General features: G+C 69.0%; 15 protein-coding genes. 9 read left to right on the top strand and 6 right to left on the bottom strand.

Annotated elements, in window-relative coordinates; translation table 11 throughout:
• Nucleotides 1-60: 60 nt before the first annotated feature.
• Both ABT340_RS29250 and ABT340_RS29245 read right to left on the bottom strand, forming a co-directional pair.
• Nucleotides 61-453: a nuclear transport factor 2 family protein gene (locus ABT340_RS29250; protein WP_352014063.1), complete on the bottom strand. Its 393-nt coding sequence runs from the start codon at nucleotides 451-453 to the stop codon at nucleotides 61-63.
• Nucleotides 454-497: 44 nt separating this feature from the next.
• Entirely contained in the window at nucleotides 498-1,277 is a 780-nt protein-coding gene (locus ABT340_RS29245) for a MoaF C-terminal domain-containing protein (RefSeq protein ID WP_352014062.1), read from the bottom strand.
• A gap of 67 nt (nucleotides 1,278-1,344) precedes the next feature.
• Between ABT340_RS29245 and ABT340_RS29240 the strand changes: the two genes are divergently transcribed.
• On the top strand, nucleotides 1,345-2,133 hold the full coding sequence (locus ABT340_RS29240) for an SDR family NAD(P)-dependent oxidoreductase (RefSeq protein ID WP_352014061.1): 789 nt from the start codon (nucleotides 1,345-1,347) through the stop codon (nucleotides 2,131-2,133).
• 50 nt (nucleotides 2,134-2,183) lie between these two features.
• Here the strand turns inward: ABT340_RS29240 and ABT340_RS29235 are convergent, their stop codons facing one another.
• Complete coding sequence (locus ABT340_RS29235) at nucleotides 2,184-3,605, bottom strand: MFS transporter (RefSeq protein WP_352014060.1); 1,422 nt, start codon at nucleotides 3,603-3,605, stop codon at nucleotides 2,184-2,186.
• 165 nt (nucleotides 3,606-3,770) lie between these two features.
• On the opposite strand from ABT340_RS29235, the gene ABT340_RS29230 reads away from it, so the two are divergent.
• Nucleotides 3,771-4,628, top strand: a complete 858-nt coding sequence (locus ABT340_RS29230) for a helix-turn-helix transcriptional regulator (RefSeq protein ID WP_352014059.1) — start codon at nucleotides 3,771-3,773, stop codon at nucleotides 4,626-4,628.
• A 120-nt stretch (nucleotides 4,629-4,748) separates the two neighbouring features.
• Here the strand turns inward: ABT340_RS29230 and hpaE are convergent, their stop codons facing one another.
• The 3 genes from hpaE to ABT340_RS29215 are packed head-to-tail and all read right to left on the bottom strand — an operon-like array spanning nucleotide 4,749 to nucleotide 8,596.
• A complete protein-coding gene (gene hpaE / locus ABT340_RS29225) occupies nucleotides 4,749-6,215 on the bottom strand; it encodes a 5-carboxymethyl-2-hydroxymuconate semialdehyde dehydrogenase (RefSeq protein ID WP_352014058.1) in 1,467 nt (488 codons plus the stop codon).
• Nucleotides 6,215-7,126 (bottom strand): 4-hydroxy-tetrahydrodipicolinate synthase, encoded by a 912-nt coding sequence (gene dapA / locus ABT340_RS29220; protein ID WP_352014057.1) that lies wholly within the window; start codon nucleotides 7,124-7,126, stop codon nucleotides 6,215-6,217. Before dapA ends, hpaE begins: the two co-directional genes overlap by 1 nt.
• Before the next feature lie 48 nt (nucleotides 7,127-7,174).
• Entirely contained in the window at nucleotides 7,175-8,596 is a 1,422-nt protein-coding gene (locus ABT340_RS29215) for a fumarylacetoacetate hydrolase family protein (protein ID WP_352014056.1), read from the bottom strand.
• Nucleotides 8,597-8,766: 170 nt separating this feature from the next.
• Between ABT340_RS29215 and ABT340_RS29210 the strand changes: the two genes are divergently transcribed.
• The 7 genes from ABT340_RS29210 (at nucleotide 8,767) to ABT340_RS29180 (ending at nucleotide 13,661) form a co-directional block, all read left to right on the top strand.
• A complete protein-coding gene (locus tag ABT340_RS29210; protein ID WP_352014055.1) occupies nucleotides 8,767-9,174 on the top strand; it encodes a hypothetical protein in 408 nt (135 codons plus the stop codon).
• A complete protein-coding gene (gene hpaD, locus ABT340_RS29205) occupies nucleotides 9,174-10,031 on the top strand; it encodes a 3,4-dihydroxyphenylacetate 2,3-dioxygenase (protein ID WP_352014054.1) in 858 nt (285 codons plus the stop codon). Before ABT340_RS29210 ends, hpaD begins: the two co-directional genes overlap by 1 nt.
• Nucleotides 10,032-10,125: 94 nt before the next feature.
• Nucleotides 10,126-10,869 carry an alpha/beta fold hydrolase gene (locus ABT340_RS29200; RefSeq protein WP_352014053.1) on the top strand — a complete coding sequence of 248 codons (744 nt, stop codon included), beginning with the start codon at nucleotides 10,126-10,128 and terminating at the stop codon, nucleotides 10,867-10,869.
• Nucleotides 10,870-10,930: 61 nt separating this feature from the next.
• On the top strand, nucleotides 10,931-11,608 hold the full coding sequence (locus ABT340_RS29195) for a GntR family transcriptional regulator (protein WP_352014052.1): 678 nt from the start codon (nucleotides 10,931-10,933) through the stop codon (nucleotides 11,606-11,608).
• A gap of 249 nt (nucleotides 11,609-11,857) precedes the next feature.
• Complete coding sequence (locus tag ABT340_RS29190) at nucleotides 11,858-12,421, top strand: GNAT family N-acetyltransferase (RefSeq protein WP_352014051.1); 564 nt, start codon at nucleotides 11,858-11,860, stop codon at nucleotides 12,419-12,421.
• Between the two features lie 338 nt (nucleotides 12,422-12,759).
• Nucleotides 12,760-13,107 carry a DoxX family protein gene (locus ABT340_RS29185; RefSeq protein ID WP_352014050.1) on the top strand — a complete coding sequence of 116 codons (348 nt, stop codon included), beginning with the start codon at nucleotides 12,760-12,762 and terminating at the stop codon, nucleotides 13,105-13,107.
• A gap of 89 nt (nucleotides 13,108-13,196) precedes the next feature.
• Nucleotides 13,197-13,661 (top strand): tetratricopeptide repeat protein, encoded by a 465-nt coding sequence (locus ABT340_RS29180; RefSeq protein WP_352014049.1) that lies wholly within the window; start codon nucleotides 13,197-13,199, stop codon nucleotides 13,659-13,661.
• Nucleotides 13,662-13,753 lie beyond the last annotated feature (92 nt).

Below are 13,753 nucleotides of genomic sequence, written 5' to 3'. Positions count from 1 at the left end.
GGTGTGTCACCGGCCGCGTCATGGGCGCCCTGTCACAGGCGCCGCGTCATGGGCACCGTGTCACGGGCGCAGGGCCTCCTGGACCAGCGCGGTGTCGGTGAACTGCTCGAACTTCGTGGCGACGCCGTCCTTGACGTGCCACACGTGCGTGAAGCGGACGTCCATGTACTTGCCGGTGGCGAGGTAGGTGCCCCGGTAGTTGCCGATCACGACGATCGTGTCGCCGCCGTCGACGTACTCCTCGGGAACCGCCTGGTAGTTGTCCCACTCGCCGCCGAGCCTGGCGAAGACCTTGTCGCGCACCTCGTCAGGGCCGATGTAGGTGCCCGCGTACGGGAAACCGGCCATCTCGGTCCACGCGGCGTCGGGGCCGAGCAGGCCCAGGATGCCGTTGACGTCACCCGCCGCCGAAGCCTCGTATGACGCGCGGACCGCGTCGAGGTTCTTGCTCATTGCCTCTCCTTACTTCACTTCGCTTCGCTGAACAGCGCTTGTCCTCAGACGGGCTCTCCGCCGTCCGGGTAGGTCACCTGGCCGAGCGGCTGGATGTAGGCGCCGCCGCCGGAGTTCCTGATGTCACCCTCGCCGGAGATGCCGAGGAAGGAGCCGACCGAGCGCAGCGCGGCCCAGTCGTACAGCCAGGTCGCGGCCACCGGGATGAGGAACTCCCTGAAGGTGAAGACGTAGACGTCCTCGGCGATCTTCCAGGTGCTCGCCATGTCCACGTCACCGTGGCCGCGCTGCTCGCCGACGAGGCACTGCCAGGCGTAGCGTTCGGAACTGAGGTAGACGTGTTCGTAGAGGTGGTTCGGGCTGTAACGGTACAGCGCCCGCCTGCCGATCAGGTCACGAGTGGGTGCGGGCGCCTCGCCCGTGACCTCACGACCGTCGATGGTTCCGGGGGTGAAGGTCTGGGAGACCTGAGGCTCGCCGGGGGTCCGCTCCTCAGCGACGATGGAGACGATGCGCAGGGCGCGCCCGGTCGCGGTGTGCAGGACGACGACGTACGCCTCACGGGGCTGCGAGGCCTGGGTCCAGTGAACGAAGAAGAGATCGTCGCGTACGGCGATCGCCTCGTACCAGTCGGCGGCACCGCCGTCGACGTTCACGCTGTGCGCGTCCTTGAAGGAAAGGGTGGTCGTGGTCCCGTCGTCGAACGTCAGGCTCACCTCGGTGCCGGCGAGGACGTCGGAGACCGGAATTCGGTTGGTGTCGATCCCGGCGGCGAAGTCGTCCATGTTCTTCCAGCCGTCTGGCCGGTCTACTTCGGCGGTCACTACGACTCCTTCCTACGCGAAGTTATCTATGAAATCATATAGCTTCTAGCTGCAAAGGAGTAGGCCGATGAGGCTAAAAGGTAAGGTCGCCCTGGTCACCGGGGCCGGTACGGGAATCGGCGCGGCTGTCACCCGAAGGTACGTGGAAGAGGGCGCCAGAGTCGTTCTGACCGGTCGGAGAGAGGCGCTCCTTACCGAGGTCGCCACTCCGCTCGGAGACGCGGCCGTGGCCTTCGCCGCCGACGCGACGGATGCCGCCCAGATGAGGGCGGCGGCGGACCTGGCGCGTGAGCGCTTCGGCTCGCTCGACATCGTCGTCGCGAACGCCGGTGGACACGGGGGTTCCGGGGTCGCGGACACCGACGACGAGTCGTGGGGGCTCAGCCTCGACGCCAACCTCAACAGCTGCTTCGTGACCTGCCGGGAGACGCTGCCCGCGCTGATCGAGAGCCAGGGAAGCATCGTGATCGTCTCCTCGATCGCGGGTCTGGCCGCCGGACCCAACGTATGCGGATATGTCACGACCAAGCACGCGCTGGTGGGGCTGACCAAGTCCCTGGCCCGCGACTACGGCCCCAAGGGCGTGCGGGTGAACTGCCTGTGTCCCGGCTGGGTGCGCACCCCGATGGCCGACCACCAGATGGACGAGCTCGCCGCCCGCGACGCCATCACCCGTGACGAGGCCTACGACCTGGTCACCAAGGACGTCCCGCTGCGCCGCCCGGCCACCTCCGAGGAGATCGCCGACATCTGCCTGTTCCTCGGCTCCGCCGAGTCGGCCATCATGACCGGTTCCGTGATCGTCGCCGACGGCGGCGCCATGGCCGTCGACCTGCCGACCCTGGCGTTCGGCTGATCCTCGACGCCCGTACGGTGCCCGGCGGCCAACGCCGGGCACCGTACGGGTCAGACGGCAGGCCGCCTCGGGTTCGTAGGAACTCGTAGGAAGAGGGCGACCACCACCGCCGTGACCAGGCAGAGGACGGCGTTGACGACGATCGCGACGCTCGCCCCGCCGAGCACGTTCCCGGCACTCTCCCCACCCTGGGCGTGGACGTAGGCCGCGACGACGGCGCTCATGACCGGGATGCCCATGGTGATGCCGACCTGCTGGCTCATCGTGGCCAGACCTGTCGCCAGCCCCTGCTCCCCGTCGGGAAGCCCGGAGGTCGCGGTGACCATGAACCCGACGATCGCGACCAGGTTGGCCACCCCACCGGCGAAGGTCGCCACGAGAAGCAGGGCGATCCAGCCGGGCTCCGGCCCGAGCAGGGCGAGCGGAAGGGTCGAGGCCGCCTGGACGACGAGTCCCACGACGACCGCCCTGGCGCTGCCGATCCTGCCGATGACCTTCGGGCCGACGATCCCGCCCAGTACGGTGCCCACACCGAGGACGGCGAAGGCCAGACCGGCGCCCAGCGGGGAGTAGCCGAGGACCTTCTGCAGGTAGAGGGTGAGCAGGAAGACCAGGGAGGTCTCCGTCGCGAAGGCCAGCAGCCCGGCGACGTTGCCCAGGCCGACACTGCGCCGCTTCAGGATCGCGACCGGCACCAGCGGCGCGGCGACACGCTTCTCGATCACCCAGAAGGCGGCCAGGAGCAGCACGCCGGCGCCCAGGGCGCCCAGCACGGCCGGGTCGCTCCAGGAACGCTCGCCCGCCGTGGTGAGTCCGTAGATCAGGGCCAGCAGGCCCGAGGTGACCGCGACGGCCCCCAGCGGGTCGAGTTTGGGCCGCTCGGCGGGCCGGGTCTCGGTGAGCGTGGACGGAGCCAGGACGAGCACGACGACCGCGACCGGCACGTTGACGAAGAACGCCCACCGCCAGCTGAGCAGGTCGGTGAGGACGCCGCCCAGGATCGCCCCGGTGGTGAAGCCCGCGGCCATGAGAGCCCCGTTCAGGCCGAGCGCCCGCTCCCGCAGCGGCCCTTCGGGGAAGGCGGTCGTCAGCAGGGAGAGCGCCGCCGGAGTGACGGCTGCGGTGGCCAGACCCTGGGCGACACGGGCGATCAGCAGCGGTTCGGGAGAGGTCGCCAGGCCACCGGCCAGGGACGCGACGCCGAGCAGCGCCATGCCGGACAGGAAGAGCCTGCGCCGTCCGAAGAGGTCGGCGAAGCGCCCGAACAGCAAGGTGAACCCCGCGGCGCAGAGCGCGAAGGCGGTGGCGATCCACTGCAGGTTCCGCAGGGAGAAACCGACGCTCTCCCCGATCTCCGGCAGGGCGACGTTGAGAATCGAGAAGTCGACCGCGAGGGTGAAGCTCGCGCTCAGCAGCAGGACCAGAGTGAGCCGCTGCTTGGTCGTCATCCTGGGCCGGGTCCGTTGATCCACGCTTGACACGTCGAGGGTCCGTTCTCGCTGGTGGCTTTCCGCTGTCGGTTCACCACCATCGATCGGACCGGGATCGGCAACCAGGCCTCAGGACCTCCTACCCACCGGTTGCCTGGCACCGGCAGGGACAGGCACGACCCGGAGAAACCGGGCACCATGGACTTCATGCAGGACATCACGGCACTCGGGGAGTTTCTCCGCACGAGACGAAGCAGGCTCAAGCCCGAGGACGTGGGCGTCGCCTCCTACGGCAGGCGCCGCGTGCCGGGCCTTCGCCGGGAGGAGCTGGCCCAGCTCGCCGGTGTCAGCGCCACCTACTACACCCGGCTGGAGCAGGGGCAGAGCGCCAACGCCTCGGAGGCCGTCATCGACTCCCTGGCCCGCGCGCTCGACCTGAACGAGGACGAACGCGCCCACCTGCACGACCTCGCCAGGCCCGTCCCCGCGAAACGCCGCAGACCCGCCAGGCCCGCCATGGTACGGCCCGGCACCCGCCAGCTCATCGACGCCATGGGTGAGGTTCCCGCCGTGGTGCTGGGGCGGCGCAACGAGGTGCTCGCCTGGAACAGGCTCGGACACCTGCTTCTCGCCGGGCACCACGCCTTCGACGCCCCCGACCGGATCGCGGACCGGCCGAACCTGGCCCGGATGCTCTTCCTCGACCCGCACCACCGCAACCTCCACGTCCACTGGGAGGAGGAGGCGATCCGCGCGGTGGCCTCGCTCAGAGTCGTGGCCGGCCGTTACCAGGACGACCGCGAGCTGGCGGAGCTGATCGGCGAGCTGTCCATGAAGAGCCCGGAGTTCGCCGCCACGTGGTCCCGGCATCCGGTGGCGACCTGCGCCTCCGGCACCAAGCGCTTCCAGCATCCGGAGGTCGGCGACCTCACCCTGGAGTTCGAGGTCCTGCACCTGCCGGACGACTCGGGCCACCGCGTGCTGATGTACAGCGCCAAGCCCGGCGGCTCCTCGGAGGCCGGACTGAAACTCCTGCGGAGCATGGTGAACTCCGTCGGTTTCTGACGCCGGAGGAACCGGCCGTGGCCCTCCCGGCCGGCAGGAGGCCGGAAGGACCACGACCCGCCGGACCGGGTACGGCCCGGCGGGAACGGTCCGGGCCAGGGGCGCCGGACCGGAGAAGGGTCAGGAGACGCCGAACCGGGAGATCGGCAGGTCCTCGGTCGCCACGTGCACGATGTGCGACTCGGTGTAGACGTCGATGCTGTGCTTGCCGCCCTCACGGCCGAGGCCACTGGCCTTGACGCCGCCGAACGGGGTGCGCAGGTCACGGACGTTCTGGGAGTTGACCCAGAGCATGCCCGACTCGATCTGCTGGGCGAGCCTGTGCGTGCGGCGCAGGTTGTTCGTCCACAGGTAGGCGGCCAGGCCGTACCGGGTGTCGTTGGCCAGCTCCAGCGCCTCCTCCTCGGTGGAGAACGGCGTGACGCACACGACCGGGCCGAAGATCTCCTCCTGGAAGATCCGCATCTTCGGCGAGACGTCCGCGAACACCGTGGCCGACAGGAAGTTGCCGACCGGCAGGCTGTCGGGGCGCGAGCCACCGGCGACCAGACGGGCGCCCTCGTCGATGCCGATCTGGACGTACTCCATGACCCGGGCGTAGTGCTCGGGGTGGACCAGCGCGCCCAGCTCGGTCGCCGGGTCGTCCGGGGCGCCGACCTTCACGCGGGAGGCGCGCTCGGCGAAGCGCTGGACGAACTCCTCGTAGACGGTGTCCTGGACCAGAACGCGGGAGCTGGCCGTGCAGCGCTCGCCGTTCAGGGAGAAGACACCGAAGACGGCGGCGTCGAGCGCGCGGTCGAGGTCGGCGTCGTCGAACACGATCAGCGGGGACTTGCCGCCGAGCTCCATCGACAGCGTCTTCAGGTTGTCCGCGGCGTTGCGCATGATGATCTGGCCGGTGGTGGTCTCACCGGTGAAGGAGATGATCGGCACGTCGGGGTGGGCGACCAGGGCGGCGCCCGCCTCCTCGCCGATGCCGTGCACGATGTTGAACACACCGGCGGGCACGCCCGCCTCCTCCATGATGGCCGGAAGGAGGCTGGCCGACAGCGGGGACCACTCGGCGGGCTTCAGGATGACCGGGCAGCCGGCCGCGAGCGCGGGCGCCAGCTTCCAGGTCTCCAGCATGAACGGGGTGTTCCACGGGGTGATCAGGCCCGCGACGCCGATGGGCTTGCGGATCACGTAGTTCAGCTGGGCGGAGGCGACGCGGTAGACGTCCTCACCCAGGGTGGTGATGACGTCGGCGAAGAACCGGAAGTTCTGCGCGGCGCGGTGGGCCTGGCCACGGGCCTGGGTGATCGGCAGACCGGTGTCCCGGCACTCCAGGGAGGCGATCTCGTCGTCCCGCTTCTCGATCGCGTCGGCGATCTTGCGCAGGACGCCGGCGCGCTGCTGGGCCGGCATCTTCGGCCACGGGCCCTCGGTGAAGGCCTTGCGGGCCGCGGCGACCGCGGCCTCGATGTCCTCGGCCTGACCGGCGGAGACCGTCAGGTACTCCTCGTTGGTCGCGGGCTCAAGGGCGGTGAACGTCGCGCCGGAGACGCTGGGGACGTGTTCCCCGCCGATGTAGTGCTGCAGGTTCATCAAGCCACTCCCTCACTCTGGGCCAGCAGTTCGTTGATCCGCTTGATCCCCGCGTCGGTGGGCGTGATCAGAGGCGGGCGGACATGACCGGAGGCGATCAGACCGCGTTGTTCCAGGACCCACTTGGCAGGGGCGGGGTTCGTTTCGACGAACAGCAGCTCGACCAGGGGGTGCAGGGCGTAGTGCAGGTCGAGGGCGGTCTTGTGGTCACCCTCGACATAGGCGGTGTACATCTTCGCGACGGAGGCCGGGGCCAGGTTGGCGACCGCGCTGACGAAGCCGACGCCGCCGATCGCGAGCAGCGGCAGGCAGAGCAGCTCGATGCCCGACCACATCAGGAAGTCACGGCCGCACTTGTGGAGCACCTGGGAGAAGTGCTCGAAGTCCTTGGTGGTCTCCTTGATGCCCACGACGTTGTCGTGGTCGCGGCGGAGCCTGGCCACCGTCTCGGGGGCGATGTCGACCGCGGTCCGCGACGGGACGTTGTAGATGACGATCGGCAGGCTGGGGAACTCCTTGGCGACCGTGGAGTACCAGCTGTAGAGCGCCTCCTGGGTGGGACGCGCGTAGTACGGGGTGATGACGAGGGCGGCGTCGGCGCCGAGACGCTCGGCCTCCGCGGTCAGGCGCATGGTCTCGTCGAGCTTGGCGGAGCCGGTGCCCGGCAGGAACGGCACGCGGTCGGCGGTCTCCTCGGCGACGGCGGCCATCGCGGCGATCCGCTCGTCGACGCTCTGCGCGCCGGGCTCACCGGTCGAGCCGCCGATCGAGATGCCGTGGGAGCCCTGGTCGAGCTGCCAGCGGACCAGGGCACGCAGCGAGTCGAGGTCGAGCTCGCCCGTCGCGGTGAACGGGGTCACCACGGGGGCGAGGGACCCGCGAATGCTCGCGGGATCCGAACGGAACTTCATGTGATCACTCCTTGTGCTGCTACAGGTCGGTCTTCGCGGGGGTCAGGGTCACTCGGCGCTTGCCTGCTCCTCGTAGACCTGGCGCCAGGCCTTGTTCATCGGGTAGAGGCCGTCGACAGAGGCGCCCTCGTCGACTCGCTCGTAGATGAAGCGCTCCTCCTTCTCCTGCTTGACGGAGTCGCGCGCGACCTCGGCGACCAGCCGGGGCGGGATCACGACAACGCCCTCCGCGTCGCCGACCAGGACGTCACCCGGCATGACCAGCACGCCGCCGCAGTCCACCGGGATCTGCGAGTCCATCGGGACGTGCCTGCGCCCGAGCACGGCCGCGTGCGCGACCCCGTAGTAGGAGGGCATGTCCAGGCTGGAGAAGGAGGGGCTGTCCCGCAGGCCGCCGTCGGTGATCACGCCGACGGCGCCGCGGCGCAGGGCGCGCAGCGCGAGGATGTCGCCCAGCGTGCCCGCGCCGTGGTTGCCCCTGGCGCTGATGACCAGGACCTCACCCGGCTGGATCTCCTCGACGGTGCGCTTCTGCGCGTTCATGCCGTTGCCGATCTCGGCGAAGACGTCCTCACGCAGCGGGAGGTAGCGGAGCGTCCTGGCGACGCCCACCATGCGCAGGTCGGGCCTGGCGGGCTTGACGCCCTCGATGAAGTGGTGGTCGATGCCCCGCTTGCGCAGCTGGGAGGAGATCGTCGCGGTGGAGACGGACTTCAGGGCCGCGATGAGATCCTCGTCGAGGACGCCCGCCTTCTCGGCGCCGGGGACGGGGGTCGAGCCGTACGCGGCGGCCTTGAGCTGGTCGGTGACCTTGGGCTGCACGCCGTAGGGGGGCAGGGGGCCCTCGTCGGCGACGACCTCGTTGCGGAGCCTGCCGGTGTCCTCAAGCTCGACCTCGACCACGTCGCCGGGCTGTACGACGGTCGATCCCGCGGGGGTGCCGGCCAGGATGATGTCACCGGGTTCGAGCGTCATCAGCCGGGACAGGTCGGCGATCAGCAGGTCGAAGCCGAACAGCAGCTCGTCGGCGCACGCCTCCTGGACCAGGTCCCCGTTGACGTAGGTGCGCAGCCACAGCTTCGACGGGTCGTCCGTCTTGAGGATGGCCGGGCCGATCGGCGTGTAGCCGTCCTGGCCCTTGGCGCGGAGGTTGGAGCCGAGGTCGGCGTGCTTGAAGTCGTAGACCCCGAAGTCGTTGGCGGCGGCGTAACCGGCCACGTGGCCGAGCGCCTCCTCGGGGGAGACCCGGTGGGCCCGGGTGCCGATGATGATGGCGATCTCACCCTCGAAGGCCATCAGCTCACAGCCCGCGGGCCGGACGACGGGCCGACCCGACCAGGACAGTGAGGAGGCGGGCTTGAGAAAGTAGGAGGGGACCGCCGGGGTACGCCCACGCTCGGCCGCTCGGCTGCGGTAGTTGAGATGGACCGCGATGATCTTTCCTGGCGTCAGGCCGAGCGGGTGATCCACGGCCACCTCCCTGAGTTAAATCGTATACGACATCATGCATGATACGCGATGAGGTCACGTCGGGCTATAGACAAAGATATTTGAATTCGTACATGATTTGGAGGTGTTCGGGCTTGTGAGACCCACCGCGGGGGAACACGAGCACCGGACGGACCCGAGGAGATCGACAGATGACGGACCTGGCCAGCGGAGACGGGCGCGTTCCCGTGTCCCGCACGGCCGCCGACGGCCTCTTCGCGGCGGGTACGGCCCGCGTTCGGGCGGTGACGCCCCGGAGGACACACCGGCCGATCGTCCGGATACTGTCTGAGAACGACCCCGGTGCCCCCCACGACATCGTGGATCGTGCCAGCACCTCGGAGTACGGCCCCGCGACCTTCGCCACGGCCTTCGTCCGAACCAGGGACCTGTCCACCCCCCACCGCACGACGGCCGGGGACAGGGCCGGAGCCGTCCTCACCGACATGATCCATGTCCCGGATGCCGCGACCAGCGGCCACGACCGGGGGATGGGACCGTACGCCATCGTCGCCTATACAGAAGTCAAGGGCGTCTGGACACACCTGGGAGGGTCGTGATGGGAGAGCTCGTCATGGCGGCCAAGATCACGCATGTGCCGTCGATCTGGCTGTCGATTCAGCCCGGTAAGCACTTCGGCATCCGGAGGAACGCCGAGCTGGCACTCACGGAGATCGGCAGGCGGGCCCACGAGCGTGGGGCCGACACCTTCCTGGTCGCCGACACCCACTGGCTGAACAGCATCGGCTTCCACCTCAACGGCAAGGAACGCCACCAGGCCACCTACGTCAGCCACGAGCTGCCGCACTTCATCCACGACCTGGCCTACGACTACCAGGGCGACCCCGAGCTGGCCGAACTGGTCCGTGAGGAGATCGTCGCGGGCGGGCAGAAGGCACGCGTCCACGACTACAACGACCTCGGCCTTGAGTACGCCACTCTCGTGCCGATGTACTTCATGAACAAGGACTCCTCGATCCGGGTGCTGCCGATCGGCTGCAACATGTACTCCACGATCGAGGAGAACCGCAGGATCGGCGAGGCGCTGATGCGGGCCATCCGCCGCAGTGACAGGAAAGTGGCCTTCCTGGCCAGTGGCTCGCTGTCGCACGCCTTCCCGGCCAACGAGATCGCCGAGTCGATGCTCGACGACGTGAGCAGCGAGATCAACCGGCAGGTGGACATCAGCGTCCTCGACATGTGGACGCAGGGCCGTACGGCCGAGTTCCTGGAGATGCTGCCCGACTACAACAAGCGCTGCACGGGAGAGGGTGCCATGGCCGACACGGCCATGCTCTTCGGTCTGCTCGGCTGGGAGAATTACACCGGCAACGGCGAGCAGCTCTGTCCGTACTTCGGCAGCAGCGGCACCGGCCAGGTGGTCGTCGACTTCCCCCTGCCCGCCGAGGTCTCCTGATCCCCAGGGGTACGGACGTCTTCCGGCGGAGATCGGAGACGTGCAGTACGATAAGAAATCGTATGTGAAAGACTCTTCGAGGAGTACGCGACCAATGCAGGACCGACAGGGCTTGGCCTCCCGTGTTTTCCCCTCTGACCACCCCGTCGACCTGCCCCCCGTGCTCCTCCTGCACGGCATCGCCTCCGACGGCGAGACCGACTGGGTCGCGCCGGGCACCGTCGCCGCGCTGAACGACGCCGGGCGCACCGCCGTCGTGGTCGACCTGCGCGCCCACGGCGCCAGCCCCGCCTCCGACTCCGCCGAGGAGGCGGGCGCCCCGGCGCAGGCACGCGACATCCTGGCCGTGCTGGACGAGGCGGGCGTCGAGACGTTCGACATCGCGGGCTACTCGCTGGGCGCCAGGCTCAGCTGGGCGGTCGCCGAGGCGGCTCCGGAGCGCGTGCGCCGGGCCGTACTCGGCGGGCTCAGCCCCGTCGAGCCCTTCACCATGGTGGACATCGCCGCCCTCCACAAGGCCGTCGCCGAGGGCGTGCAGCCCGAGGACCCCTTCACCGGGATGATCGCCGGGATGGTCGGCTCCCGTGGCCCCGAGCGGGCGCCGGGTCTCGCGCTCGTCGTCGAAGGCCTGGCCGGGAGCCCGTTCGACCCGAAGGGATGGCCCGGCCAGACCCCGCCGGTCTTCGTCGTCGGCCAAGACGACATGATGACGAACGGAATCGAGCGTATCGTCGGTCTGGTAGACGGAGCGGAGCTGCTCACCGTCCCGGGCGACCACTTCGGCGCGCTCACGGGTGCCGAGTTCCGTGGCATCGTCGTGAGGGCGCTGAGCCGGTGATCACCAACGGGGCGGGCGCCCACCAGGGCAGCGGCCCAGGGTTAAAGATGAGGGGACACCGGTGAGAGTGGTCAAGAAGACCGCCAAGGCCAAGGAGTCGAAGGCGGAGATCAGCTACGGGCTGCTCCGTTCACGAATCCTCGACGGAACGTACGGCCCCGGCTACCGGCTGGTCATGGACCAGCTCGCCAGGGAGACCGGAGTCAGCACGATCCCGCTGCGCGAAGCCGTACGGCGACTGCAGTCGGAGGGACTCGTCGAGGTCGTGCGCAACATCGGCGCACGTGTGGCCGTCTTCGACTCGACCCAGGTCGAGCACACGCTCAACGTCCTGGCCCGGCTTGAGGGATACGCCACGGCGATCTCCGCCCCTCTCATGTCGCCCGAGCAGATCGAGGAGTCGCGGGAGATCAACGCCCGCATGGTCGAGGCCCTTGAGGAGTTCGACCCGACCTCCTTCACGGCCCTCAACCGGCAGTTCCACTTCTCGATCTACCAGTACTGTCCGGACGACCACCTGGCCAACCTGCTTGAGTCGGAGTGGGCACGGCTGGACCACATGCGGCGTTCGAGCTTCACCTACGTTCCTGGACGGGCCCGGCGTTCGGTGGTCGAGCACGAGCACATGCTCGACCTGATCTCGATGGGCGCCCCGGCGGAGGAGATCGAACGGGTGGCCTGCGCCCACAAGATCGCCACGGCCGAGGCGTTGCACAACGCCCATGTGACGGCTGTGTAGCTTTGCGGCGCCTTCGGCGCCGCGGGTTCGGGTGCTTCGAGCCGACGCTTTCCCTCGTCACTCCGTCGCTGCGCTCCTGCGTTCCTCAGTCCAAGCGCCGGCGCACCCGAACCGACACTCCTCACACTTGGCGTCGGGAGAGGGTGAGGCGACAGGCGGCGTCCGAGGGGGCGAGTAAGGGCGTGGCGGCCTTCTGGGGTGGGCAAGTGCGGAAGCTGTGGAAAAGGGCCGTGTTCTAGGGTCATGGTCATGAAGCAGCTGCCTGCGCTTTCCGTCGCGGAGGTCTTCTCGGAGCGACTCCTGCTTCGCAGGGCGTTGCGCGACGGGGACCGTGAAGGGCTTGTCGAGCTCTCGACCGATCCCGAGGTCCAGGCGTACATCGGTGGCCCCCGGCCTCTGGGGGAGGTCGAGCGGCACTTCGACGAGGTCATGGCCGCCGGGGCGACGACCAGGCCGGGTAACTACGTCATCGCGGACAACACGACGAACCAGGTCATCGGGACGTTGATGCTCGCCCGCTGGTGGACCGACCACCCGCGGCGGGTCACCGAGGACGGCGAGGAACTGGTCCTCGGCTATGTCCTGCGGCGCGGCGCGTGGGGCGCGGGGTACGCGTTCGAGGCGGCGACGGCCGCGTTGCGCGCGGCGGCCGAGGAGTTCCCCGACCAGCCGGTCGTCCTCGTGACCCAGACCGCGAACAAACGCTCCCTGAAACTCGCCGAACGCCTCGGCTTCCACCTCACCACCACATTCGAGGAATTCGACGCCGAACAGGCCCTCTGCGTCACACGCCTGTCCACGTTCAGGGCCTGATCACCGCTGTGGGCGCGGGGCTTTCGGACGTGCCTCCGCTGGCCGGGCCGTAAAGGCCGTGACGGACCTGCTCATCACCCTGAAGGGTCCGCAACCGGGTGAGCACGATCCGGCCCGGGTGGTCTGGGGCGGCGGGTCCCTCATCACCCTGAGGGGTTCGTGGCGGTGCGAGAGCGTGGGGCGGGGCGCTCGTTGAGTGGGTTTCGGCTCTTGGGCGGAACGGGGCGTCGCTTGAGCCGGGCCGGTCGGGAGGCTGTGCATCGTCGGCGCATCGCGGAATCATCAACCGGGGCCCACAGGATCGGTGCCACAAGAAGCACCGAACAGGGAGTGTCCCCATGTCCACCACCGCCACCGTCGTCACCGTCCTGGCCGCCCTCTGGGTGGGTTTCTCCGCCTTCTCCCTCCTGCGCCGCGCCGAATGGGTTGTGAAGCCGCTGATGGACTACGGTGTCCCCCGCTCGTGGTGGACCTGGCTCGGCGCGGCCAAGGCCGCCGGGGCCGCGGGTCTGTTGGCCGGCCTGTTCGTGCCGGTCGTCGGCGTGGCGGCCGGGATCGGCCTGGTGCTGTACTTCGCCGGGGCCGTCGTCACCGTGCTCAGGGCGCGTTCGTACTCGACCGTGGTCTTTCCCCTGCTGTACATGGGCCCGGTGATCGCGGCCCTGGCGCTGGGACACCTCGCCTGACAGCGGCACGTGTCCGATCGGCCCTCAGGGGAGCGGAAAGGGCGGAAGTAGGCTGACCGCGGTCGTCCCGCTACGGTGAAGGAGCCACTGTGACCACAGACCCGACGATGACCCGGATCGGCCAGGGAGTGGAACTGCACCACCACCAGGGCCAACGCGAAGCCGCTCGTGACGTGTTCGCGCGGATCTGGGATGACATCGGCGGTGAGCAGGGCGACCCGCTGCATGTCTGCGTCCTCGCCCACTCGATGGCCGACGTCCAGGACGACGTGCGGCAGGAACTGATGTGGGATCTGCGGGCGCTCGCCGCCGCCGATCTCCTCACCGACGAGCGGGTGGCCCAGGCCGGGTCACCCCTTTCTGTGGCCGGTCTGTATCCGTCGTTGCATCTGAACCTGAGCGAGTGCTACCGCAAGCTGGGCGATTTCGACCGCGCTCGTGAGCATCTCCAGCAGGCGCGGGCGAGGGTCGGCGCGCTCGACGACGACGGGTACGGGCGGCTCATCAGAGGTGGCCTGGAGCGGTTGGCCGAACAGTTGGGCGAGACCACCTGACCGCGCGGCTGAAGCCGAGATTTCAGAGCACACCTTGTCGCCGGTGGTGAGGTGCCCTCCGCGCTGGTGCGTGTGTCACGACGTCACCTTCG

The sequence above is a fragment of the Streptosporangium sp. NPDC000239 genome, from assembly GCF_040300765.1.
In the GTDB taxonomy this organism is placed as follows: domain Bacteria; phylum Actinomycetota; class Actinomycetes; order Streptosporangiales; family Streptosporangiaceae; genus Streptosporangium.
The sequence above is the reverse complement of the archived record's forward strand: the minus strand, read 5'-3'. Positions and strand labels throughout refer to the sequence as shown.

Coding starts and splice junctions, on each gene's coding strand:
- ABT340_RS29250 (WP_352014063.1), bottom strand. CDS start 453: ATGAGCAAGAACCTCGACGCGGTCCGCGCGTCATACGAGGCTTCGGCG.
- ABT340_RS29240 (WP_352014061.1), top strand. CDS start 1,345: ATGAGGCTAAAAGGTAAGGTCGCCCTGGTCACCGGGGCCGGTACGGGA.
- ABT340_RS29230 (WP_352014059.1), top strand. CDS start 3,771: ATGCAGGACATCACGGCACTCGGGGAGTTTCTCCGCACGAGACGAAGC.
- hpaE (WP_352014058.1), bottom strand. CDS start 6,215: ATGAACCTGCAGCACTACATCGGCGGGGAACACGTCCCCAGCGTCTCC.
- dapA (WP_352014057.1), bottom strand. CDS start 7,126: ATGAAGTTCCGTTCGGATCCCGCGAGCATTCGCGGGTCCCTCGCCCCC.
- ABT340_RS29210 (WP_352014055.1), top strand. CDS start 8,767: ATGACGGACCTGGCCAGCGGAGACGGGCGCGTTCCCGTGTCCCGCACG.
- hpaD (WP_352014054.1), top strand. CDS start 9,174: ATGGGAGAGCTCGTCATGGCGGCCAAGATCACGCATGTGCCGTCGATC.
- ABT340_RS29200 (WP_352014053.1), top strand. CDS start 10,126: ATGCAGGACCGACAGGGCTTGGCCTCCCGTGTTTTCCCCTCTGACCAC.
- ABT340_RS29190 (WP_352014051.1), top strand. CDS start 11,858: ATGAAGCAGCTGCCTGCGCTTTCCGTCGCGGAGGTCTTCTCGGAGCGA.
- ABT340_RS29185 (WP_352014050.1), top strand. CDS start 12,760: ATGTCCACCACCGCCACCGTCGTCACCGTCCTGGCCGCCCTCTGGGTG.